At 51.3% G+C, this 23,409-nt stretch carries 18 protein-coding genes; 4 read left to right on the forward strand and 14 right to left on the reverse strand.

Going from position 1 to position 23,409, the window contains the following annotated elements; translation table 11 throughout:
* Positions 1–84 precede the first annotated feature (84 nt).
* On the forward strand, positions 85–2,058 hold the full coding sequence (locus tag ACS5NO_RS01595; RefSeq protein WP_439413533.1) for a M1 family metallopeptidase: 1,974 nt from the start codon (positions 85–87) through the stop codon (positions 2,056–2,058).
* Between the two features lie 112 nt (positions 2,059–2,170).
* Here ACS5NO_RS01595 and ACS5NO_RS01600 read toward each other — a convergent pair whose 3' ends face one another.
* The 6 genes from ACS5NO_RS01600 to ACS5NO_RS01625 all read right to left on the reverse strand — a co-directional run bounded on the left by ACS5NO_RS01600 (position 2,171) and on the right by ACS5NO_RS01625 (position 10,008).
* Positions 2,171–3,115 carry a 3-oxoacyl-ACP synthase III family protein gene (locus tag ACS5NO_RS01600; RefSeq protein WP_114409961.1) on the reverse strand — a complete coding sequence of 315 codons (945 nt, stop codon included), beginning with the start codon at positions 3,113–3,115 and terminating at the stop codon, positions 2,171–2,173.
* A gap of 193 nt (positions 3,116–3,308) precedes the next feature.
* Complete coding sequence (locus ACS5NO_RS01605; protein ID WP_439413534.1) at positions 3,309–3,890, reverse strand: Uma2 family endonuclease; 582 nt, start codon at positions 3,888–3,890, stop codon at positions 3,309–3,311.
* 108 nt (positions 3,891–3,998) lie between these two features.
* On the reverse strand, positions 3,999–7,373 hold the full coding sequence (secA, locus tag ACS5NO_RS01610) for a preprotein translocase subunit SecA (protein ID WP_439413535.1): 3,375 nt from the start codon (positions 7,371–7,373) through the stop codon (positions 3,999–4,001).
* A 261-nt stretch (positions 7,374–7,634) separates the two neighbouring features.
* Positions 7,635–7,970 (reverse strand): hypothetical protein, encoded by a 336-nt coding sequence (locus tag ACS5NO_RS01615; RefSeq protein ID WP_114409958.1) that lies wholly within the window; start codon positions 7,968–7,970, stop codon positions 7,635–7,637.
* 96 nt (positions 7,971–8,066) lie between these two features.
* The gene (gene guaB, locus ACS5NO_RS01620; protein ID WP_439413536.1) at positions 8,067–9,539 is read right to left on the reverse strand and encodes an IMP dehydrogenase; all 1,473 of its coding nucleotides are present in this window, start codon (positions 9,537–9,539) and stop codon (positions 8,067–8,069) included.
* Between the two features lie 58 nt (positions 9,540–9,597).
* Entirely contained in the window at positions 9,598–10,008 is a 411-nt protein-coding gene (locus ACS5NO_RS01625; RefSeq protein ID WP_439413537.1) for a DUF2141 domain-containing protein, read from the reverse strand.
* Between the two features lie 164 nt (positions 10,009–10,172).
* Here ACS5NO_RS01625 and ACS5NO_RS01630 point away from each other — a divergent pair, with 164 nt between their 5' ends.
* Positions 10,173–10,841, forward strand: coding sequence for a Crp/Fnr family transcriptional regulator (locus ACS5NO_RS01630; protein WP_439413538.1), 669 nt, complete (start codon positions 10,173–10,175; stop codon positions 10,839–10,841).
* Between the two features lie 413 nt (positions 10,842–11,254).
* On the opposite strand, the gene ACS5NO_RS01635 is transcribed toward ACS5NO_RS01630, so the two are convergent.
* From ACS5NO_RS01635 to ACS5NO_RS01665, 7 genes are all read right to left on the reverse strand, one after another.
* Positions 11,255–14,329 (reverse strand): efflux RND transporter permease subunit, encoded by a 3,075-nt coding sequence (locus ACS5NO_RS01635; protein WP_439413539.1) that lies wholly within the window; start codon positions 14,327–14,329, stop codon positions 11,255–11,257.
* 108 nt (positions 14,330–14,437) lie between these two features.
* Entirely contained in the window at positions 14,438–15,499 is a 1,062-nt protein-coding gene (locus ACS5NO_RS01640) for an efflux RND transporter periplasmic adaptor subunit (protein ID WP_439413540.1), read from the reverse strand.
* 67 nt (positions 15,500–15,566) lie between these two features.
* A complete protein-coding gene (locus tag ACS5NO_RS01645; RefSeq protein WP_439413541.1) occupies positions 15,567–16,952 on the reverse strand; it encodes a TolC family protein in 1,386 nt (461 codons plus the stop codon).
* A 42-nt stretch (positions 16,953–16,994) separates the two neighbouring features.
* Entirely contained in the window at positions 16,995–17,612 is a 618-nt protein-coding gene (locus tag ACS5NO_RS01650) for a TetR/AcrR family transcriptional regulator (RefSeq protein WP_421827652.1), read from the reverse strand.
* 139 nt (positions 17,613–17,751) lie between these two features.
* Positions 17,752–18,798, reverse strand: coding sequence for an adenylate/guanylate cyclase domain-containing protein (locus ACS5NO_RS01655; RefSeq protein ID WP_439413542.1), 1,047 nt, complete (start codon positions 18,796–18,798; stop codon positions 17,752–17,754).
* Positions 18,795–19,169: a response regulator gene (locus ACS5NO_RS01660; RefSeq protein WP_439413543.1), complete on the reverse strand. Its 375-nt coding sequence runs from the start codon at positions 19,167–19,169 to the stop codon at positions 18,795–18,797. Before ACS5NO_RS01660 ends, ACS5NO_RS01655 begins: the two co-directional genes overlap by 4 nt.
* Positions 19,170–19,231: 62 nt before the next feature.
* Positions 19,232–20,584: a sensor histidine kinase gene (locus ACS5NO_RS01665; protein WP_439413544.1), complete on the reverse strand. Its 1,353-nt coding sequence runs from the start codon at positions 20,582–20,584 to the stop codon at positions 19,232–19,234.
* A 291-nt stretch (positions 20,585–20,875) separates the two neighbouring features.
* On the opposite strand from ACS5NO_RS01665, the gene ACS5NO_RS01670 reads away from it, so the two are divergent.
* Positions 20,876–21,901 carry an aldo/keto reductase gene (locus ACS5NO_RS01670; protein WP_439413545.1) on the forward strand — a complete coding sequence of 342 codons (1,026 nt, stop codon included), beginning with the start codon at positions 20,876–20,878 and terminating at the stop codon, positions 21,899–21,901.
* A gap of 106 nt (positions 21,902–22,007) precedes the next feature.
* On the opposite strand, the gene ACS5NO_RS01675 is transcribed toward ACS5NO_RS01670, so the two are convergent.
* Positions 22,008–22,454, reverse strand: coding sequence for a PaaI family thioesterase (locus ACS5NO_RS01675; protein ID WP_439413546.1), 447 nt, complete (start codon positions 22,452–22,454; stop codon positions 22,008–22,010).
* A 142-nt stretch (positions 22,455–22,596) separates the two neighbouring features.
* Between ACS5NO_RS01675 and ACS5NO_RS01680 the strand changes: the two genes are divergently transcribed.
* Positions 22,597–23,391 (forward strand): phosphosulfolactate synthase, encoded by a 795-nt coding sequence (locus ACS5NO_RS01680; protein WP_439413547.1) that lies wholly within the window; start codon positions 22,597–22,599, stop codon positions 23,389–23,391.
* Positions 23,392–23,409 lie beyond the last annotated feature (18 nt).

The raw sequence follows: 23,409 nt of genomic DNA on the forward strand, positions 1-23,409 counted from the left end.
CGCAACAGGATTGTGGCACTCGTTTCGTTACCATCTATTACCCCGTGTTACTGCGAAAGCCGGGAACACATTCGAATCAACTTCATGAACAAACTCCTTCTTTTTATTGGCATCCTGATTTCGATTGGAGAAGTCTATGCCCAGTCGAAGACAAATTCAACTTACGACGCCCACGAACTCTTTCATCCGCTATTCAACATGCAGCCCGGAAACGATTACCGCGCCGGGAGTGGAGCGCCCGGTCCGCGCTACTGGCAAAACCGGGCCGATTATAAAATCAACGTTCGTCTGGACGATGAGAAGAACGTTCTGAGTGGCGAAGTCGAAATTACCTACAAAAACAACAGTCCTGAAGCGCTGCCGTTCCTCTGGCTTCAGCTCGATCAGAACGCGTTTTCGGACACGTCCCGGGCCGCCAAAACGACGCCCTTGCGCGGTGGTCGCTACGGAAATGCCGGCTTCTCCGGCGGGTATGCCATTCAGTCCGTCACGATCGATCAGGGAAAAACCAAAACCGTCGATTATCTGATTACCGACACGCGGATGCAGGTTCGGCTGGCCGAACCGCTGAAACCCGGTGGCGATGTGGTGAAAATCAAAATTGAGTATTCCTTCAAAATTCCGGCCTATGGTTCCGACCGCATGGGTACGCAGCCGACCCGGAATGGGTTGATTTACGAAATGGCGCAGTGGTATCCGCGGATGTGCGTGTATGACGACATCGAAGGCTGGAATGTGCTGCCCTACCTCGGGGCCGGGGAGTTTTACCTAGAATACGGAGATTACGAATACGCCATCGACGTGCCATGGAACCACATCGTGGTCGGTTCCGGCGAGTTGCTGAACGCGCAGGAAGTGTTGACGTCCGATCAGCAGCGACGAATGACGCAGGCCCGGAACAGTGACAAAACCGTCTTGTTGCGGTCGAAAGACGAGGTGAACGACCCGCAAAGCCGGCCGAAGCAAACGGGTCGCCTGACGTGGCGGTTCCGCTGCCAGAACGCCCGGGATGTGGCTTGGGCAACCTCAAAGGCGTTTGTGTGGGATGCTGCCCGGATCAATCTGCCGAGTGGAAAAAAAGCCCTGGCTATGTCGGTTTACCCCGTTGAAAGCGCCACTGACGATTCCTGGAACCGTTCGACGGAATACGTCAAAGGCAGTATTGAGTTTTATTCGGATTACCTCTTTGAGTACTCATATCCGGTGGCCACCAACGTTGCCGGTATTGTGGGCGGAATGGAGTATCCCGGTATTATTTTCTGCGACCGGCGCGACCGGAAAGATGCCCTCTGGGGCGTTACCGACCATGAATTCGGGCATAACTGGTTTCCGATGATCGTGGGCAACAACGAGCGGAAGTTTGCCTGGATGGACGAAGGATTCGATACCTTCATCAATATGCTCTCCACTGAAAAATTCAACAAGGGAGAATATAACCGCCCGAAAGGAACGATGCACGACATTGCACCAGCCTTGTTCAACATCGACGAGCCGATTATGACCACGCCCGATGTACTGCAACCGATGAGTCTGGGCATTATGGGCTATTATAAACCGGGGATGGGCCTGAAACTGCTGCGCGATGTGGTGCTGGGGCCGAAGCGTTTCGATTATGCCTTTAAAACCTACGTACACCGCTGGGCCTTCAAGCACCCGACACCCTATGATTTTTTCCGAACCATGGAGGATGCGTCCGGGGAAGATTTGGGCTGGTTCTGGCGCGGGTATTTTTACGAAAACTGGAAGCTGGATCAGTCGGTGAAAGACGTTCGGTATGTGGAGCAGGACCCGCAGAAAGGCTCGGTAATCACCATCGAAAACCTGGAAAAGTGGGCTATGCCGGTTATTATTGAAGTAGAAGAAGTGGGCGGCAAGAAAACACGGGTCAATCTACCGGTCGAAATCTGGCAGCGCGGTGGTACCTGGAGTTTCAAACAACCGACCACGTCTCCCATCCGCTCGGTGACCATTGACCCCGATGAGCAACTGCCGGATATTAATCCACAGAACAATACCTGGAAAAACACCTCGGCTCCCTCGTCTTCAACGGCGAATTAGGAGAGGGGAAGGAATGATAAATTTTAAATGATGAATGTTAAATGTAAAAGGAATCGCCAAGCCAGCACTTTTATATTTAATATTCATCATTTAAAATTTATCATTCCCCTTACTACACTTCCACCAGCATGGCGCCGAACGAGTAGCCTCCTCCGAAGACGGTCAGCACAATGTTTTGCCCTTTTTTGAATAGGGACCGGTTTTCGGATAGCGCGATGGCGCAACCCGCACAGCCGGTATTGCCCAGTTTCTGAATGTTGGAAAGCAGCTTTGTTTCGGGGAGTTTCAGGGTATTGATGACGTTCAGGCTAATGCGAAGATTGGCCTGATGCGGAATCAGGTAATCCACATCGTCGATGGTCAGGTTGTGTTTCTCCAGCACCTGCAAACTGACTTTGGGCATATACAGGCAGGCATTGATGAAGACGTCACGACCGTGGGGCATCAGGACGCCCTGTTCGAGCGGTTTCAGCATCACGCCGGTCGTTGCTTTGCCGCTGGTGGCTGCTCCGCCCGTAATGATGGTGTGGATTGTCATATCCTCGTCGCTGATTCGTTCTTTCGAGATCAACAAAGCGGCTGCACCATCGCCCCACAAATGCCCCGATACGGTATCCGTTTCGTTGTTGTAAGCCGTATTGTGTTCCGAAACCACCACCACGGCCAGCGTCGCTTTATTCATTGCAAAATAACCCTCAACAACCTCAACGGCGTTGATCAGCGAGGAGCAGGCCGTCGATACCGAAATAACCGGAATATCGGGAACTCCCAGATTGTGCTGGACAACGTGAGCCAGGGTGACGATGGTATCGTATGGCGTATAAGTCGCACCTACAATGAGGTCTATTTGAGAAGGGTCAATCGCCGTTTGGTCGAACAGCCGCCGGACGGCTTCCAGGGCCATCGTGTTTGTATTCTCGTCGGGTGCCGCTTTGCGACGTTCCCGAATGCCGGTACGTTCGGTAATCCACTCGCTCGATAATCCATTGAGCCGGGTAAAGTGTTCGTTGCCAACTACTTCGCTGGGAAAGTAATGACTAACTGCATGAATATACATCATACGAAAGTAAAGAAGGGAATCAACTTTAGCGATTCCACACCGAAAATTAAGTATTTCCGGGAAAGCGTAGTATTGAAAATTGGAACAATACTACAAAATCTTTCTTTCTTTATTGGTTTTGTAAAATATTTTAAAAGTTTATTGTAACTACACGAATTTGGGTCTGAAAAGCGTCCATCCGGCGGTATTCTTAACTCAGCAAGCCAACGGTTTGTTCGTAAATGTCCCGCAGTGGGAGTGTCAAATCGAGTGTCTGAATCGTCAGAGAGTCATCGACCTCGCCGGTTTCCTTCCGCAACGTCCAGAAGCCTTTTTCCGGTTTATACCAGGCTTCTACCCGAATCTGTTCGGAATCCACCAGAATGTATTCCTGAAAAGTGGGAATATTGCGGTAAAGCATGAATTTTCCGCCCCGGTCGTAGTCCTTCGTGCTTTCCGACAAAACTTCAACCAGAATGGTGGGGTTCAGCAGCGTATCAAATGTAGAATCCAGCAGTTCCGGTTCTCCACAGACAATGACCAGATCAGGATACGTATACAGTGAGTTCGAAGGAATGTGAAGCCGCATGTCGGATGAAAAACTCTGACAGCGTTTTCCTTTCAAATAGGAACCTATTCCAATCGACAGATTTTCCTTAATCCGATTGTGATTGCGGGATGCACCTGCCATCGCAAATATCTCACCTTTGAAATATTCGCTCTTGTACGCGGCTTTGCGTTCAAGTTCAAGATAGTTTTCCGGTGTGCAATACGGTTTTGGCTGGGCTAACATGGTTTTCAGATTTACGGTATTCAGTTCTCAGTTTACGGTTTTCAGTGGCTGACGCACGTTTATGAATGCGTCAGCCACTGAAAACCGTAAACTCAAAACCGTAAACGTTTACTCAATCAAAACCGCCCGGCCGCTTTGCACGTCGTTTTCGACTACCTTGTATTTGACATCCCGCTTGATGGTGCCGTCCATGTACTGAACGCTCACTTTCTCGTTGCGGTTGGCAATTTTTACGGCTCGAACCGGTGCCTGTTTCTCCGCCGTTGCCATCTTGCGGGCGTATTCTTCCGGCCCTCCGGCTACGGGTTCTTCGTGCTCTTCTTTGTTGGTGTGCAGTTCCGGCTGCGGTTCCGGACGCGGGTTTTTGGGCGCCTGCCGAACTTCCTGCTGTACCTCTTCGGCTTCCTGACCCGGAATGTCGGTTTTCGTCAGGAAACTGATCGTGTCGAAATTGACCTTGCTCAAAAACCGCTTGAACAGCTCGACCGACTCAAATTTGTAGACCAGCAACGGGTCTTTCTGTTCAAAAACCGCGTTCTGTACCGACTGCTTCAGGTCGTCCATTTCGCGCAGGTGTTCTTTCCATTCCTGATCGATGATGGACAGCGAAACCGCTTTTTCCATTTCCGTGATCAGCTCGCGACCTTCCGTTTCAACGGTTCGGCGGAGGTTGTTGACCACCGTCAGTTCGCGCAGACCGTCGGAGAACGGCACCACAATGTCCTGAATGGTGGCACCCCGCTCGGCCAGAATGGATTGCAGAACCGGCTGCGCTTTCTGCCGAATGGCGTTGTTTTTTTCGTGGTAATGCTTGTCGGCTTCTTCGTATAGCTTCTGCGCCAAGTCCTTCGGTTTCAGCCGGCTGAACTCTTCGCGGCTCATGCTGATCTCAAAACCGAGTGCCGTCAGTGTTTGCAGGGCCAGTTCGTCGTAGTTGCCTTCGGTGTTGTTGGCCAGATCTTCGCAGACGTCATACATCGTGTTGGCAATGTCCAGCGCCAGCCGGTCGCCAAACAGGGCGTTCCGACGGCGTTTGTAAATGGCCTCGCGTTGGTAGTTCATCACGTCATCGTATTCCAGCAACCGCTTCCGAATCCCGAAGTTGTTTTCTTCAACTTTCTTCTGCGCCCGTTCGATGGACTTCGTAATCATCGAGTGTTGAATCACTTCACCTTCTTCCAGACCCATCCGGTCCATCACCTTGGCAATCCGGTCGGAGCCGAAAAGCCGCATCAGGCTGTCTTCCAGCGACACAAAGAACTGCGTGGTTCCGGGATCGCCCTGACGACCTGAACGACCGCGCAACTGGCGGTCGACGCGCCGGGATTCGTGCCGTTCCGTACCGACGATGGCCAAACCGCCTGCCGCGCGAGACTCCGGCGTCAGCTTGATATCCGTTCCCCGACCGGCCATGTTGGTGGCAATCGTTACGGTTCCCGGTTTTCCGGCTTCGGCCACGATTTCGGCTTCCCGCTGGTGTTGCTTGGCGTTCAGAACCTGGTGCGCAATTTTGCGCAGCGACAGCATCCGGCTTAACAACTCCGAGTTTTCAACCGAGGTCGTACCGACCAGCACCGGGCGGCCTTTTTCAACGAGTGCGACGATCTCATCGACCACCGCGTTGTATTTTTCCCGAACCGAACGGTAGACTTTATCTTCTTCATCTTTCCGAACGATGTTCCGGTTCGTCGGAATCACCACCACGTCCAGTTTGTAGATCGTCCAGAATTCCGACGCTTCGGTTTCGGCCGTACCGGTCATCCCGGCCAGCTTGTGATACATCCGGAAGTAATTCTGGAGCGTAACCGTCGCGTAGGTCTGGGTAGCGTCTTCTACTTTTACACCTTCCTTGGCTTCAACGGCCTGGTGTAAACCGTCCGACCACCGCCGTCCTTCCATGATCCGGCCCGTCTGCTCATCGACAATCTTGATTTTGCCATCCATGATGACGTAATCGACGTTGATTTCAAACAGACTGTATGCTTTCAGCAACTGGTTGACGGTATTGATCCGCTGGGTTTTGACCGAATAATCGCGAATCAGCGCTTCTTTATGGAGAATCTTTTCCTTCTCATCCAGTTCCGTACTTTTCTCGATGTTGTTGATGTCAATCGACAAGTCGGGCAGGATGAAGAAGTTGGGATCTTCGCCGGAACCGGTGATATAATCGATACCTTTCTCCGTCAGGTCGATGCTGTTGTGCCGTTCGTCGATCGTGAAATACAACGGTTTATCCGCTTCGGGCATCAATTTCTGGTTTTCAGCCAGGTAAATCGATTCGGTTTTCTGCAAAACCGCCTTGATACCGGTTTCGCTGAGGTATTTGATCAGCGGTTTGTATTTGGGCAGACCCCGGTGGGCGCGGAAGAGGGCCAGACCGCCTTCTTTTTCGTCACCGGCGGCAATTTTCTTCTTCGCTTCGTTCAAAAAGTCCTGCACCAGTTTCCGCTGCACCTCGGCCACGCGGGCCACGCGCGGTTTCAGTTCGGCAAAATCCTGTTCGTCACCGCGCGGCACCGGGCCGGAAATAATCAACGGCGTCCGGGCATCATCGATCAACACCGAATCGACCTCATCGACCATCGCGTAGTGGTGCTTGCGCTGAACCAGTTCGTCGGTACCGCGTGCCATGTTGTCGCGCAGGTAATCGAAGCCAAATTCGTTGTTGGTACCGTACGTAATATCAGCCAGATAGGCTTGTTTCCGCGAGAAGGAATTGGGTTGGTGTTTATCGATGCAATCGACGCGCATGCCGTGGAATTCGAACAGGGGCGCCATCCACTCGGAGTCACGTTTAGCCAAGTAATCGTTGACCGTTACGATGTGTACCCCGCGTCCGGCGAGGGCGTTCAGATAAGCCGGGAAGGTAGCGACCAGCGTTTTTCCTTCCCCCGTAGCCATTTCCGAAATTTTTCCCTGGTGCAAAACCGTCCCCCCGATGATCTGCACATCGTAGTGAACCATGTCCCACTTCACGAGCGTTCCGGCCGCATCCCAGCTATTGGCCCAGTAGGCTTTGTCGCCCTGAATGGTAATGTGTTTTTTGCGGGTAGCAAATTCACGGTCGAACTCCGTGGCCGTTACTTCCAGTTGTTCGTTTTCTTTCAACCGCTTGGCGGTTTCTTTCACAACGGCAAACGCTTGTGGGAGAATATCGAGCAGCACCACTTCCAGTTCCTTGTTCCGGTCGGTTTCCAGCTTGTCGACCTGGTTGAAGATGCGTTGTTTTGCATCGACGTCCAGGTCGGGCTGGTCTGTAACCTGCTGATGAAGATCGGCTAGCTGGGTATCGATAGGCTGCAACCGCTGCGCGATGATCTGCTTCAGCTCAGTGGTCACATTCCGGAGTTCGTCGTTGGATAAAGACTGTAATTTCTGAAACTCGGCGTTCACCTTGTCGACATACGGGAGCAGGTCGCGCATGTCCCGATCCGACTTGGTACCGAAGAGTTTCGTAATGCTCTTGGTTATGAGGTTAATCATTCTAAATGTCTATTAAACGAATGTTTCAATACGTAATGCAAAATTAGGGGTTTGCGCCATAGAATAGTAACAATTTCTGAATCAGTTTCATTGCGATGAACCGGGAGTTTTCGGAAAAGCGACTCTATTAACGTATAAAGTAGCTTAACGGCACCACAGACGGTTTTTTGCCCGGAACGAAAGCCGACCCGTCATTCACTAATTTAGGGTCAGATTATCCTTTCTATTCGCCTGATACAGGTGTCTTGGCTGTGATCAGCACTACTTTTTGCGCGTGGGTTCAGCCGGTTTTTCGTCAATCCCCATGGTTGTCAACACCGGATTCAGGGTCTGGGGTACAATGCGGATGCGGAATACTTTGGCTCCGGCCACGTCGAAATCACACTGATAACTGCCGCGTTGCTTCAGGCTGCGGTAAACGGCGGTATAATTCACCTTGATCGGCCAGCCATTCAGGGCTAATTGACCAATGATGGTTTCAACGGCTTTTTTAAGATTGGAGAAGAAAACGATGAAAGGTTCGCGCTGGCGGAGCGCATTGAGGGAGCCAATATACAGAATCGTGACTTCGTAGATCGTCTGGGATTGTTTTCTCATAACGGGCGAACCCGGTTTTTATTGTCGGCCTTGAAAAACTGCGGGAGAGTATTTCAAAAAAAGCCCCTACAGACTCGGTGTCCATAGGGGCAATGCTTACCGGGATGAATAATTTGGTGCTTCTTTCTGAATCTGAATGTCGTGCGGGTGGCTTTCACGAACCCCGGCCGACGTGATTTTGACGAACTTGGCATCCTGCAGGGTTTCGATGTCTTTCGCTCCGCAGTAGCCCATACCGGCTTTCAAACCACCCACCAGTTGGTAGATGATTTCGGCCACCCGGCCTTTGATGGGAACCCGACCCACGATGCCTTCCGGCACGAGCTTCTTGATGTCGTCTTCGGCATCCTGAAAATACCGGTCTTTCGACCCTTCTTCCATGGCTTCAACGGAACCCATGCCGCGGTAGGTTTTAAACCGGCGTCCTTCGTACAGCACCACTTCGCCCGGAGCCTCTTCGGTGCCGGCCAGCAGCGAACCCACCATGACGGTGTAGGCACCACCCGCAATGGCCTTCGTAATATCACCCGAAAAGCGAATACCGCCATCGGCAATCACCGGAACGCCGGTGCCTTTCAACGCTTTCGCCGATTCATAAACCGCCGTCAACTGTGGCATTCCGATACCGGCAATAATCCGGGTCGTGCAGATACTCCCCGGCCCAACGCCCACTTTAACGGCATCGGCACCGGCATCGGCCAGCGCTTTGGCACCCGCGCCCGTAGCCACATTGCCCGCAATCACTTCCAGTTTCGGAAACCGTTCTTTGATGCCCCGGACCGCGTCGATAACGCCCTGTGAATGACCGTGCGCCGTATCGACACTGATGACATCCACACCCGCTTTTACCAGGGCCTCGATGCGCTTGATCAGATCGTGCGTGACGCCTACGGCTGCTCCCACGCGCAACCGTCCCAGTTCGTCTTTGCAGGCATTGGGGTGGCTTTTCTTTTTCAGAATATCCTTGTAGGTAATCAGGCCGACGAGGTGGTTCTGATCGTCGATGATCGGCAATTTCTCGATCTTGTACTGTTGCAGAATGCTTTCGGCTTCTTCGAGCGTGATTTTTTCCCGGGCCGTAATCAGGGTTTCCCGGGTCATAATATCCGTAACGGGCTTCGACAGCTCCGTTTGGAAGCGCAGATCACGGTTGGTCAGGATCCCGATGAGTTTATTGGACGCATCGACGACGGGAATGCCACCGATTTTGAATTCACGCATAATCTGGTGGGCATCGGCGAGCGTGGCCCCTTCCATGAGCGTGATCGGGTCGATAATCATGCCACTTTCCGAGCGTTTTACTTTCCGAACCTGCTCCGCCTGCAGCTCGATGCTCATGTTTTTGTGAATGATCCCGATGCCGCCTTCCTGCGCCATCGCAATGGCGAGGTCCGATTCCGTAACGGTGTCCATGGCCGCCGAAATGAGCGGAATGTTCAGCCGGATGTTGCGGGTAAGTTGGGTAGTTGTCTGTGTATCGCGGGGGAGAACCTCCGAAAAAGCAGGCAAAAGAAGAACGTCGTCGTAAGTAAGCGCTTCGTAGAGGAATTTCGAGGAGTCTAAGCTCATAGCAAATAAACACGATAGGTTATTTGCCGGGTAAAGTTACTAAAAAAATCTTCCGAACTCAGATTAATTTTATTGAAATCTTTTTTTCCGACTCTTCGACACGCACCCGGCAGTCGTCAAATGCGGGTCCTGACAGGGTGGGGCGGAAATTGTTGCTAAACCCATACGGCTCTTTCGGGATGCCAAACATCTTTTTATCCAACTGGCCATTGCCGTTTACATCGTGGAAAAGGGCAACGGCATAGTCGCCGGGTTTCACGCTAAACGTGATGCGGGCGGTGTTTCCGGTCACGTCAACCAGATGACTGATCAGGGGTTTGCAGCCGGTCGGGAAGTCGGAGCAGGGTTTGTAGAGGCCGACCCGGATTTGTCCGGTATGTTGTCTGATATTCTGAACATCGACCACCAGTTTCGTTTCCGCTGAAAAAGAATGAAATACCAGGAACCGGAGTGCAAAAAAAAGGAACATGCAGTGGGTAATTTGATTTTCTAGTTAACGTAAATTCTGGAGCCTTGTTTCGTGTCTTGCTGAAAAAGGAGCAGAGAATTGTTACCGTTTAATTTCAGATGAATATTTATATGACCGAATACTCAATAATTCTAGAATATGAGCCATTTTTTCTTAAGAAACGTGTGACTTCATTCCCGTACTTACGTCTACTTCTCCAACGAGTGATGTTTTTACTGTTACTTCCTGGCTCCATGAAAGAAGAACTCTACGACCGATTTATTGCGTCTTTACTGGAAGCCTGCCCGATAAATGACGAAATAATACGCTTTATCCGGCAATACCTACTGGTGAAAAAATTTCCGAAGGGAACGCATCTGGTGTCGATCGGGAAAACGGCCGATAAACTATTTTACGTCGGTAAAGGACTGGTGCGAAGATATTATTACTTAGATGGAAAAGAAGTAACATCCGGCGTTGCGGCTGAGGGCGACATGGTGTTGTCGATTTCAAGTTTTTTAAACCAAATTCCATCCTCAGAGACGATCGAATTAATGGAAGATTCGGAACTTCTTTTTTTGTCGTATCCCGATTTACAGCGCCTGTATTATAAATATCCGGTTACGAACGTGATCGGAAGGATTATTTGTGAAAAATACCTTGTTATTTTTGACGAGCGAATCCGGTCTCTGAGGATGCTGAACGCTGAAGAACGCTATTATCATTTTTGTAAACAATACCCGACAATCTGCGCGAGAATGCCCCTGAAGCATATTGCTTCTTACCTGGGGCTATCCCGGTTTACCCTGAGCCGAGTGAGGGGACAGAAAATAAAAACCGGTTTGCTGGAATAAACCAGCTCAAAAAAACTTGCCTGATAAGAAACAATTGCTTTTTAGCAACTCTAAATAAATGAGTGATGTGTATATTTGCTCCACTTAGATTAAATAAAATATGACAGCCTCATTTTTTTTAATCAAGGTGTTTAAAGTAATAACTACAAAGGTCGTAAAGACTATCACTACTGGTGATAGTCTTTATTTTTCTGATAAATCCAATTGGCTATAACAAAGATTAGTAAATGATCCGTGAACTGCAATAAAGTCGCAAAAATATTTTCATAATTCTCGCAAAAATTCTTTCAAAAACAATTTAAAATTCCGCTTTTAATAGCAAAAAGGCAAATAAGGTAACTTAATGTTTACCTTATTTGCCTTTTTGCTATATTAAAACAGAAATGTTACTTCTTTTTCTGGTTGGTTAATTATTAAATTAATTCTGGCTCTGCTGCAACCGCGGGTAATTTTAAATCGACCCGGGGCGGTAACAATTTGTATAATACCGGTGTCACAATCCGCGAGAGAAGGGTTGAGCTAATTAACCCGCCAATCAGCACCAAAGCCAGGGGCGAATAAAGCGGATTTCCCTCGATGGCCAGCGGAATCAGACCGCCAATGGCCGTGAGCGAGGTCAGCACAATCGGCACGAAGCGGATCTCACCGGCCTGCTCAATGGCTTCGATCAGCGGCATTCCCTGTTCCCGGAGTTGGTTGGTGAAATCGACCAGCAGAATGGAATTTTTGACCTCAATACCGATCAGTGCAATCAAACCGATGACGGCCACAAACGAGAACGGATTGCCCGACAACAGCAGGGCCGCAATGGCCCCAATGATGCCCAGAGGAATCACCGACAGTACAATCAGCGTACTTTTGAACGTGCCGAATTCCAGAATCAACACCGCCAGAAAACCGAAAACCGTAATCAGAATGATCGTTCCCAAACCACCGAATGATTTTTCCCGGCTCTCCAGTTCACCGGCGGCTTTGTAGCGAAAATCGCTGGGAAACTTCAGCGCGTCGAGCTTTTTAATGACTTCATTGTAGACGTTATCGACCAGATAACCGCTCTTGACGAAACCGGTAACCGTGACGTAACGGTCCTTGTCGTAGTGCCGGATCTGGTTGGTCGAGGTCTCGAATTGCAGGTCGGCAATCTGGCGCAAGGGGACCGAGCCACCCGTTAGCGTATTGACATAGAGGTTATCGAGAACCCGCAAATCCGCCACCTTTCCTTTGGGCAACGTGACGTTGATCAAGAAATCGTCTCCCGCTTCGTCTTTGAACACGCCCACATTCAAGCCCGCAATGGCCAGCCGGATGGTGCGATTGATGTCGGCCACAGACATGCCCAGCATCCCGGCTTTCTCCTTATTGATTTTGACACGCAGGTCAGTTTTACGGGTTGCCAGCGGATTGTTGATGTAAATTAAACCGGGCGTGGTTTTTAGTACTTTCTCCACATCGGCGGCCACGGTTCGGAGCGTATCCAGGTTTTCGCCAAACACCCGGATGGCCACCGGCGCTTCCTGGTCGGGGCCCTGCTCAAAGTCCTTAACCTCAATTTTGGCATTGGCGTAGAACTTGAATTTCTCCCGCAGCTTGTCAATCAACTGGCGTTTTTGAACCGGCGGCATATCGTGCAGTTGAACAAAAAACTGGGAGAAATTGGTAGCCTCGTTCCGCTGAATGATGTTGTAATAAATCCGCGGATTGCCCTTGCCGACGTTGGTTGTGAAATACTTGACGTCCGGTTCGTTCCCCAACTGGCTCTCGACGTAGCGGGCCACGCGGTTGGTTTCCTGCAAACTGGTGCCTTCGGGCGTTTCGATGTTAATCAGAAATTGCGGTTTTTCGGACGCCGGAAACAGCGCGAAACCAACTTTCGGAACCAGCGACAGAGCACCACCAAAAATCGCCAGCGCGCCCAGCAGCGTGATAACCGGATGACGCAAGGCCGTGTGCAACAGGCGGCTGTAGGATCCGCTGATGAGTTTTTTCAAGGCCCGCATGAAAATGTTGCCTTCCGGATTGTGTTCTTCTTTCAAAATCCGGCTGGAGAGAAACGGAACGATGGTCAGCGAAACCAGTAGCGATGCCAAGATGGTGGTAACCACGGCGGTGGGTAGCGAACGGATGAAATCGCCGGATGCTTCGGGCAAAAACATGAGTGGCAGAAAAGCCAGAATCAACGTAACCGTACAGCCAATGACGGCCAGCGTAATCTGTTTGGTTGCCTTGATCGCGGCTTCCCGTCGGGAAAAACCGTCGCGCAGATACCGCTCGATGTTCTCGACCACCACAATCGAATCATCGACCAGAATGCCCAGCGCGACGATCAATCCGACAATGCTTAACTGGTTGATGCTGAAGCCGAACATGTTCAGCAGCGAAAGGCCGATGGACAACGAAAGCGGAATCGAAATCATGACGACGATGGCTGCCCGGATGCCAAGCGGTAGCAGCGTTAGGGCAACCAGCAAAATGGCGATGCCGAAATCTTTGGCAAACCGGCTCAGCCGGGCGTTCACGCTGGCGGCCTGGTCGAAGTTTTTGACGAGCTTGATGTGGGGCGGCAGGGTTTTCGCGAAATCCTCGATGACCGGGTTCAATTGCTCCCCCACTTTGGCAATGTTTTCGCCCAGTTTCTGACCGGCCGTCACCAAAACCGCCCGGTGTCCGTTCAGGCGGGTGATGTGGGTTTCGTCTTCGTAATTGAAATCCACGTCGGCAATGTCGCGGAGGTAAATGATTTTTTGCCCGTTGGTCGAAACCACGGTATTTTTGATTTCATCGAGGGACTGGTAATCCCCGCTGGTTTTGACGTTGAATTTCCGCGTACCGGCCTGAATGCTGCCGCCCGGAATGTTCAGGTTTTCGGCCTGCAACGCGCCAATCAGCCGATTCACCGCAATGCCTTCCTGCGCCATCCGCTCAATGTTCAGCGAAATGCGGACGGTGCTGGCCGGGTAGCCCCAGTCTTCGACGCCTTTCAGACTTTTGACTTTTTCCAGCCGTTCTTTCAGCGCGTCGGCATAGTCGCCCAGCTCTTTGTTGGATGCCACTTCCGACTGCAAAGCCACCTGAACGATACTGACGTCGGTTGGTGAAAATTTGCGGATTTCGATGTTGAAAATGTCCGTTGGCAGTTGCGCCCGGAGCGCATTGACTTCGCGCACCATCTCCTGGTATTTCTCATCCGGATCGACGCTGTAGTCATACTCCACCCGCAAAACCGCCAGACCGTCGTCGATGGTGGTGATGACGTGGCTGATGTCGTCCAGGGAGTTGAAACGCGCTTCGGCCGGATCGACCACCAGTTCTTCCATATCCTGCGCGTCGGTGCCGGGATACACGATCACCACGGCAAAGGAGGGAGCCGTAAATTCGGGGTCTTCGCCCCGGGGCATGTTGAACAGCGAGTTGACGCCCAACGCCACCACGGCGATGAACAGCACCAGCATGAACTGCCAGTTTTTGACGGAAAATTCGGATAAGTTCATAGTGGAAGTGTTTTCTCCGATAACCTCCGATGATCTCTGATCAACTCTGTGTAATAATTTTGCTGTTACACAGAGTTGATCAGAGGAAATCAGAGTTGATCAGAGGGGTTATTGGAGAACGACGGTTGACGTTTCGGTCAGATAGGCTGAACCGGCCGTTACCACATTTGATATTCCCGATAAGCCGTTCGTTAGCAGGACTTTGTCGTTGTCGATGAAGCCGATCTGCACCGGTATTTTGCGGACACGCTTCTGGTCCTCAGTCAACACAAAAACGAAACCGTCTTTGCCATTTCCTTCCACGATGGCTTCAATCGGAACCAGCGCGTAACTGCGGCTCTGGGCGGGTTGCAGGCTCACTTTGGCAAATAAACCGGGTGCAAACTTGACCGCGCCGGGGTTGATGCGGATCTCCACGTCGTAGAGCTTGTTTTGTGGATCGGCGGCCTGGGCCAGTTCACTCACGGTGCCCACAAACGTCTGGTCTGGATAGGCTTCCAGCGTGATGGTGGCGCGGTTGCCCACTTTCAGCCGCGCCCAGTCCTTGTCGGCCACGCCCACTCGCACGATCCAGTCGTTTTTCCGGGTCGACGAGATCATGAAAACCGCCCCACCCGCCGACGCAAATTCGCCTTCATTCATCAGTTTCCGCGTCACCGTACCATCCACCGTCGACCGGATTTGGGCATAGTTCTGGTTGAACTGCGCGATGGTCAGGTTCTGTTTGGCAACTTCGTGGCCCGTCGTGGCATTCTGCAACTGTTCGAGGGTAGCGGCTGTGTCGGCATACAAGGCTTTGACGCGGTTGAGGTCGCGTTCGGCTTTTTCGTTCGAAAACTGCGCCTGGCTCACCTGGGCGTTGATTTCCGTCAGGTTGAGCGTTGCCAGCAGTTGCCCTTTTCGGACGGTCTGGCCTTCATCGACGTACGTTTTTTGAATAATACCGCCAATTTTGAACGACAGTTTGGCTTCTTCCGACGACGACACCAGCCCCGATGCCACCACCGGTTCTGAGCGAACCACCGATTCAACTTTGGTTAATTTGACCGGTATGGCCGTATCGTCGGTTTGTGCCGTCGGTTTTTTTTCCTGGCTTTCTTCGGCTTTGGTGCCGCAGGCCCACAGCCCGCCCGCCAGAAGCATGATTAGAAAATACTGAATGACTTTCATTGGAATAATTAGTTTATAATCAGTGCAGTTAATCGTGTAAATGACGCATAGGAAGGTAAAGCGGGTGTTACTGAATGGCCGTCACGCGATCCAGCGCGGCCCGTTTTAACAAGACATCATAGCGCGTCAGAACCTGCTGAATCTGAGCCGTTAGCCGGTCGTTCTGGAACCGCAGGTATTCCACCAGCAGCGCCTGGCCGTTGCGGTATTTGCTATCGACAAGCCGGAAAGTTTGCTCGGCATTGGCAAGTCCGGTTTGGGTGGCATTCAGACTTTCGTTGGCCGCATCCAGTTCATAATACGCCTGCAAGACCTGCAACTGAATCTGTTTCTCAACTTCGGTTAGCTTCGTTTGCACGAGTTCGGTCTGGATTTTGGCCTGCTGTACTTTCGAGCGTTTTTCGTACCCTTTGAATAAATCCCAGGACAGGCCCACCTGCCCAACCACATACGCCTGATTACTGAAGGTGTAGCCAAAGCCCTGAAAACCAGCATTCCCGCCAACGTATACGTTTGGTAATTTGAGTGACGCTTCGTTCATTTTAATGGCATTTTGCGAAGCCCGGAGTGAGCCACCCAATTGCTTCAATTCCTGGCGGCTTTGCAGGGCGGTTTGCTGCAACTCACCCAGCGCGGGAGGGGCCGGTGGCAAGATTCTGGTCAGCAGGGAATCGACCTGAATGTCGGCGGTCAGATCGCGGTTGAGCAGAAAATTGAAATAGGCTTTGGCGCTCTGGCGGTTTTTATCGGCAATGGCAAGTTGCTGATCGATCTTGCTGATTTCGTAGCGGGTCGAGGTCACGACGTCCTTGGTGGCCACATTATTGGCGACCAGCTTTTCGTTCAGCCGTCCCAGTTCGCGCAACACCGCGCGGTTGTTGTCGTAGATCCGGAACGCGTCGAGTGTTTGTAAATACTGGTAGTACGCCGTAGCGATGGTATACCGCAATTCGTTTTCGACTACGCGCTTGCGGGCTTCCTGGGCGGAAAGTAAATCTTTCTGAATCAGGTAATTATATTGAATGTCGGTATTGAAAACCGCGTACTGAACGCTGAGCTTGGTGTCGTGGAAATTGTTGGGAGCCAGCAGTTCGTTGACGTTCGGAATGTTGGTGGGAAAGCGGTCGGAACCGGCGAGCTGATTGAGCGTGGCATACACCGGATTGAGCAAATCGCCGACCGGAAATTGCAACCGCCGACCGCCAGCCGCCAGCGAATACGTCGGGTTAAACGTCAGCCGGGGATAAAAGAGGGCTTTTGCCTGGGTAATCGATTCCGTTACCCGGCTGATTTCCAGGGATTCCTGTTTCAGCGCGAGGTTGCTTTGTAAGCCTTCCTGAATGTAAGCGTTCAGAATGGCCGAAGGGATTTCTGCCGTCTGGGCAGAACTGAGCAGCGAAGTGGTTGTCAGAATGAGAGTCAGCAGGTAGCCGATTCGTATTTTTTTGACCATATATTATATAATTAACACTGTTCACCAGATTGGCAAATTTTTTTATAGTCCCTTCCGGATTGTTTCGACAAAGAGGTTAAAGGCTTCTTCCATTATTTCTTTCCGCCGGTCTTCCTCAAACATTTCCAGGCGTTTCCGCAGGAAAAGTGCCGTATTCCCGTGCACCATGCTCCAGATCATCATGGAGGCAACTTCAGCATCCCGGGTTTTAAATACACCCGTATCGATGCAATCCTGAACGCATTTCACGACTAGCCCAAAGGCTATTTTTCCTTCATCCCAAATATCGTCGCGGCAGGCCATCGCTTCAATTGGGGCTGTCATAATAAACATCAGGTCAAAAAACTCCGGATTTTCGAACGCAAACCGAAAATACCGGCGGCCCATTTCAACCAGTCGATCAAAGGGGTCGGCCAGACGAAGTGCTGGCTGAAACTCTTCGATCATTTTCTGAAAACCGATGTTATGAATGGCATACAGCAGGTCATTTTTATCCTTGAAATACAGATAAATCGTCGCCGGACTGTATTCAATCGCATCCGCAATATTCCGAATGCTTACTTTTTCGAAACCGGTTTCTAAAAATAGCTTTTGAGCTGCTTCCAGAATCAGTTTCCGCATTTCCTCTTTCTCGCGCTCTTTCCGCTCAACAATTCCCATAGTTGTTAATTAACGTTACAAATGTACTGAACACTGTTTAGTAAACAAGTACTGTTTATCAAACGGTATAAAAAAAGGGGATGAATGGTTAGAATCCAGGTGCCAACCGGAGAAAAATCGACGTGAATAAAATTCGCAGTTATTCGATCACCGCATAAACCGCCACCGGATTCGCTTTGTTTTTTAGCAAAACCTCGCCCAGCGGTTCACAACGGAAGGAGTTTTTGACCAACTGGTAAGCGGCATCGCTGATGATGATCTGCCCTTCCTGGGCATACGACTGCAGGCGCTGGGCCGTATTGACTACATCGCCGATGACGGTGTAATCGAGCCGCCGGAGCGTGGCCGAGCCAATGTTGCCCGAAATCACTTCGCCGGTATTGATGCCGATGGCCACTTTGGGGGTATAAATGGGTTCGTCGGGAAGCGTTTCCTCCATCGATTCGATGTGGTTCCGGACGGCCAGGGCGGCTTCGATGGCCCGGTCAAGGTGGTAGTCGCCCCGGAAAACGGCCATGATCGCGTCACCCATGAATTTATCGACAAAACCGCCCTGGGCGATGATTTCCTTCACCATCACGTCGAAATACAGGTTGATCAACTTCACAACGGTATCGGCACTTTCGCGCTCCGTAATGGCCGTAAATCCGCAGATGTCGATAAAGACCGCCGTGGCCTGAACCGTTTCATTCACCATTAGCGACGATTCAAACTCCCGACGATCCATGAAATTGAGCACCGATTCATCGACGTACATCCTCAGAATGTTGTTTTCCTTGATGGCCTTCAGCGTTTCCCGCAGTTGGGCCACGTGCCGGATGGTTTTCTGCATCGTCACGTCCAGGTCTTCAAAATTGACCGGTTTACAGATAAAGTCGAACGCGCCCCGGTTCATGGCCGTCCGGATGTTGGCCATGTCGCTATACGCCGAAACGATCACGGTTTTGGTCAGCGGGCTGACCTCGCCGAGTTTTTCCAGCAGCGTCAAACCATCCATTTCGGGCATGTTGATATCACTCAGCACGACATCGATGTCGGGATGCTGCTGGAGTTTGACCAGCGCATCGACGCCATTGAAAGCAAAAACAAACTCATATTGCAGTTCGCGGATTTGCCGGCGAAACTTTTGCCGGATCAGCAGTTCCAGATCGGTTTCGTCATCCACGACCAGAATTTTAGACTTCATAGGGCGCTTTTGAGTTTTTCTTTCAGGTTGTTAAAGTCAAGCGGTTTGGTCAGAAACGCGTCGGCTCCCAGCTGCATCGCCTGGTCGTAGCTTTCGCTATCGCCATACGCTGTGATCATCATGACGACGGGCGGAGGGGCCGGATACGTGGTTTTAATCAGGCGCAACAATTCCAGACCGCTCATGCCGGGCATGTTGATGTCCGACAGAATCAGTACATATTCAGAAGGATGTTCGTTCAGGTAAGCGAGGGCTTTCTCGCCCGAATGGGCAAAGGCGAAAATGAGTTCACCCGCGCGGATCTCGCGCCGAAAGCGTTGTTCAAAAAGTATCTGTACGTCCGTTTCGTCATCTACCACCAATACTTTCATCTCAGGCTTATTTAGTAAAAAAATAAAAAGGGTTCTTTCTCAAAGGTACGCAAACTCGGCCTTTATGTAGGTAACTGAATGATGAACTCCGTAAACTCACCTTCTTCGGTTTCGACGGTCAGCGCTCCGCTGTGGCCCTTGGTAACGATGTCGTAGCTCAGCGACAGGCCCAGACCGGTTCCCTGTCCCGTCGGTTTGGTCGTAAAAAACGGCTGGTAAATTTTGTTCAGGACGGTTTTCGGAATCCCGCAGCCATTGTCGCGCACCCGGATTTCAATCTGCTCGTCGGAAAGGCGTTTCGTGCTGACCTGCACCGTGGGTTGATAGCTCGCCAGACCGGTTTTTCGTTTTTGTTCCGTGGCATAAAAGGCGTTCGTAAACAGATTGAGCAGCACCCGGCCCATGTCCTGCGGCACCACGGAAACCTTGCCCAGGTGCTCGTCGAAATCCATGATCAAGGTGGCATTGAAGGACTTATCGCTGGCCCGCAAACCGTGGTATGCCAGCCGCAGGTATTCATCGGCCAGGTTGTTCAGATCGGTGGGTTCCCGCTGGGGCGTGCTGGTGCGCGAATGTTGCAGCATCCCCTTCACAATCGAGTCGGCGCGTTTGCCGTGGTGCGTAATTTTTTGCAGGTTCTGTGTAAGGTCGGTCAGCAGTTCTTCTTCCAGTTCAATGTCCCGGTCTTCCCGTCTGCGTTCTTCCTTCAACTCTTCGATCAATTCTACCGACACCTCCGAAAAGTTGTTGACGAAGTTGAGCGGATTCTGAATTTCGTGGGCGATACCGGCGGTTAGCTCCCCGAGCGAGGCCATTTTTTCGCGTTGAATCAGTTGATCTTGTGTGGCTTTCAGTTCGGTCAGGGTTTGTTCAAGTTCTTCTTTCTGGCGGGTCAATTCGGCCGTCCGTTCCGCCACAAGCTGTTCGAGCATCACGTTCTGACCGGCAATAATCCGACTTTGTTCTTCTTCCTGGAGTCGTTTCAGGCGTTCTTTTTCGAGTGCTTTCTGCTGCCGTTGCGTACTGACCCAGATCGCAATCAGCCACACCAGTGTAAAGATTTCGGCGATCTCGACAACCGTACTGATGGTTTCGTAAAAATCCGAGTCGATCAACTTCGCGATGTCTTTGAACAGCGAAACCAGGATGTAGGGGCCAACCGCCAGCCAGACGTTGCGAACCGGTCGAAAATCTTTCAGGAGATAAGCCGCCCCAACCATGCCGAGCAACAGTAGGTGCCAGAGCCATTTGGTAATGCTGGAATCGAGAAAAACATCGGCGGCCAATAAACCGGATGCCGCGTACTGGACGATAACCAGGATTCTTTCCCATTCCGGAAACCGCACGGCTGTCTGGAGTGAGGTCCGGATGTACCGCACCATAAAAAAGACAATCAGAAAAGAAGCTATTTCCATAGAGATCGGGCAGCAGTGGGGCAAAGGGTGGTTTGGCTCCTCAAATTAAGCGTTCCGGGGTAGACTTACAATTTCTATTTATAAGACAGCCGTTGTGGGCAGGAAACCGGGTGATGTAAATCGTGATATATTTGTCCCGGTCATTAAATTGACGGAATGGGAATCGTTATTTCGCGGAGATCAGCAGATAAAACAGGGAGTCAAGCAGAGATTCTTCATATACTCCGCTTAACTCCTTTTCCTCTGCTGATCTCCGCGAAATAACCTTTATTTATTAAATTGTTCATTGCTATGGAATACAGACAATTAGGTGCGTCGGGGCTAAAGGTTCCGGTGTTGAGTTTTGGAACGGGCACGTTTGGGGGCGGCACGGAATTTTTTAAAGCCTGGGGCAGCACACAGGTCGATGAAGCGACCCGGATGGTTAATCTTTGTCTGGATGCTGGTCTGACGCTGTTCGATACCGCCGATGTGTATTCAAAGGGAATGTCCGAAGAAATTCTCGGCAAGGCCCTGACCGGTTTACGCGATAAAGCCCTGATTTCGACAAAGGCAACCTTTAAAATGAGCGACGGCCCGAATGATTTTGGTTCTTCAAGGTTTCACCTGGTCAAATCCTGCGAAGACAGCCTGCGCCGGTTAAAAACCGATTACATCGACATCTATTACATGCACGGTTTTGACGGCAACACGCCCGTAGAGGAAACGCTGAGTGCGCTGAACAATCTGGTGCAGAGCGGAAAAGTGCGCTACATCGGCTGTTCCAACTTCTCGGGCTGGCATTTGATGAAATCGCTGTCGGTTTCCGAACGCTACGGCTGGGCGAAATACGTGACACACCAGGCGTATTACTCGCTGCTGAGCCGCGAATTTGAGTGGGAATTGATGCCGCTTGCACTGGATCAGAACGTTGGAACGGTGGTCTGGAGTCCGCTGGCGGCCGGACGATTGGGCGGCAAATACCGTCGGAGCAATCCGGCACCCGCCGACAGCCGGATTGCGCAGGGAGGGGGCGAAGGCCCGGTGATTCCGGAAGACTACTGGTTTACGATTGTCGATACGCTGGACGAACTGGCGGCCGAAACCGGTAAAACCGTCGCCCAGGTGGCCCTGAACTGGTTGCTGCAACGCCCAACGGTTTCGAGCATCGTGATCGGTGCCCGAACCGAAGAACAACTGACTCAGAATCTGGGGGCTGTTGGCTGGAACCTATCGAAGGAGCAGGTGGCCCGGCTGGATGCTGCCAGCAACAAGGAGCCGATTTATCCGTATTGGCACCAGCGCAAAAACCCGGATCTGAATCCGCTGCCGGTGTAGTTTAGGGTGTTCGTTATTCGTTGTTCAATATTCAGTATTCGATATTAAAATCCATAAATATCGAATACTGAATATTGAACAACGAATAACGAAATGAACAATGAACTTAATGCCTGATCGAGGTCTGAATCAAATTCGAAGATGCTTTGGCGATGATTTTGCCATCGGCCGCCGTGATCTGGCATTCGGCATGCACGATGTTTTTACCCGCCCGCACCACCTGCGTCCGGGCCGTGACGGTTTCGCCCAGCCGGGCGCTGTGCAGAAAATCGACGTTCAGATTCACCGACGTGTACAGATGTTCCCGGCCCAGGGCATAAACCGTCGTGCCAATCAGCTCGTCGATGATGGCCGCAGCGGCTCCACCGTGTAGAATTCGCATCGGATTGGTCATGTCCTCCCGAACTTCATATTCGACCGTTAGCGATCCTTCTTCGGCCGCCAGCAGCCTGCCATTTAACCAGCGACCCAGGGGCGACGGGCTTTGGGCCATGGCCTGGCCGATCATGGAGCGGAAGAATTGCAGCCGGGGGTTGGTTTCGGGAGTAGACATAAGCGGGACTATTTTTACAAAAATAGCATTTAACCAAGTAGAAAACGGTTTAATGAACTATATTCCGTGGATTTTCTTGGGAGGTAGCCGGACTTGTGTTACTTTTGGGCGTTTTTTGCGCTAACACGCTTTTCCCCTCAAAATGAATTATACGCTTTCCCACATTCCGGAACGGACCGTAAAACCCCGGCAGGACGGCCTGACGATGGTTATGGACAAGGGGCTTAGTATCAGACAGGTCGAAGATTTTTTGTCCACATCGGCCGCCCACGTCGACATTGTGAAGTTAGGCTGGGCCACGTCATTCGTAACGCCCAATCTGAAAGAGAAACTGCAGGTTTATAAAGATGCCGGCATCCCGGCCTATTTTGGCGGAACGCTGTTTGAAGCTTTCGTGATCCGGAACCAGTTCAACGACTACCGACGATTGCTCGATACCTTCGACTTACAGTATGCCGAAGTATCAGATGGCTCCGTCGAGATGAACCAGGACGACAAATGTGAGTACATTCGTCAGTTGGCTACCCAGGTGACGGTTTTGTCGGAAGTAGGTTCAAAAGACGAAGCCAAGATCATCCCGCCCTACAAATGGATTCAGTTGATGCGGGCCGAACTGGAAGCAGGTGCCTGGAAGGTAATCGGTGAAGCCCGCGAAGGCGGCACCGTCGGCCTATTTCGGGCCAGCGGGGAAGTTCGGCAGGGATTGGTGGAAGAAATCCTGACGCAGATTCCATCCGACCGAATCATCTGGGAAGCTCCCCAGAAAGAACAGCAGGTGTGGTTTGTGAAGCTGCTGGGTGCCAATGTCAATCTTGGCAATATTTCCCCCAATGAAGCCATTCCATTGGAAACCATTCGATTAGGCCTTCGTGGGGATACCTTTTCTCATTTTCTGAACGGACTCGGGCTGAAAACCGGCCAGGAACCGTCACATTAATCAACCAAGAAATCACCC

The sequence above is a fragment of the Larkinella fluvii genome (assembly GCF_051857545.1).
Taxonomy (GTDB): Bacteria; Bacteroidota; Bacteroidia; order Cytophagales; family Spirosomataceae; genus Larkinella.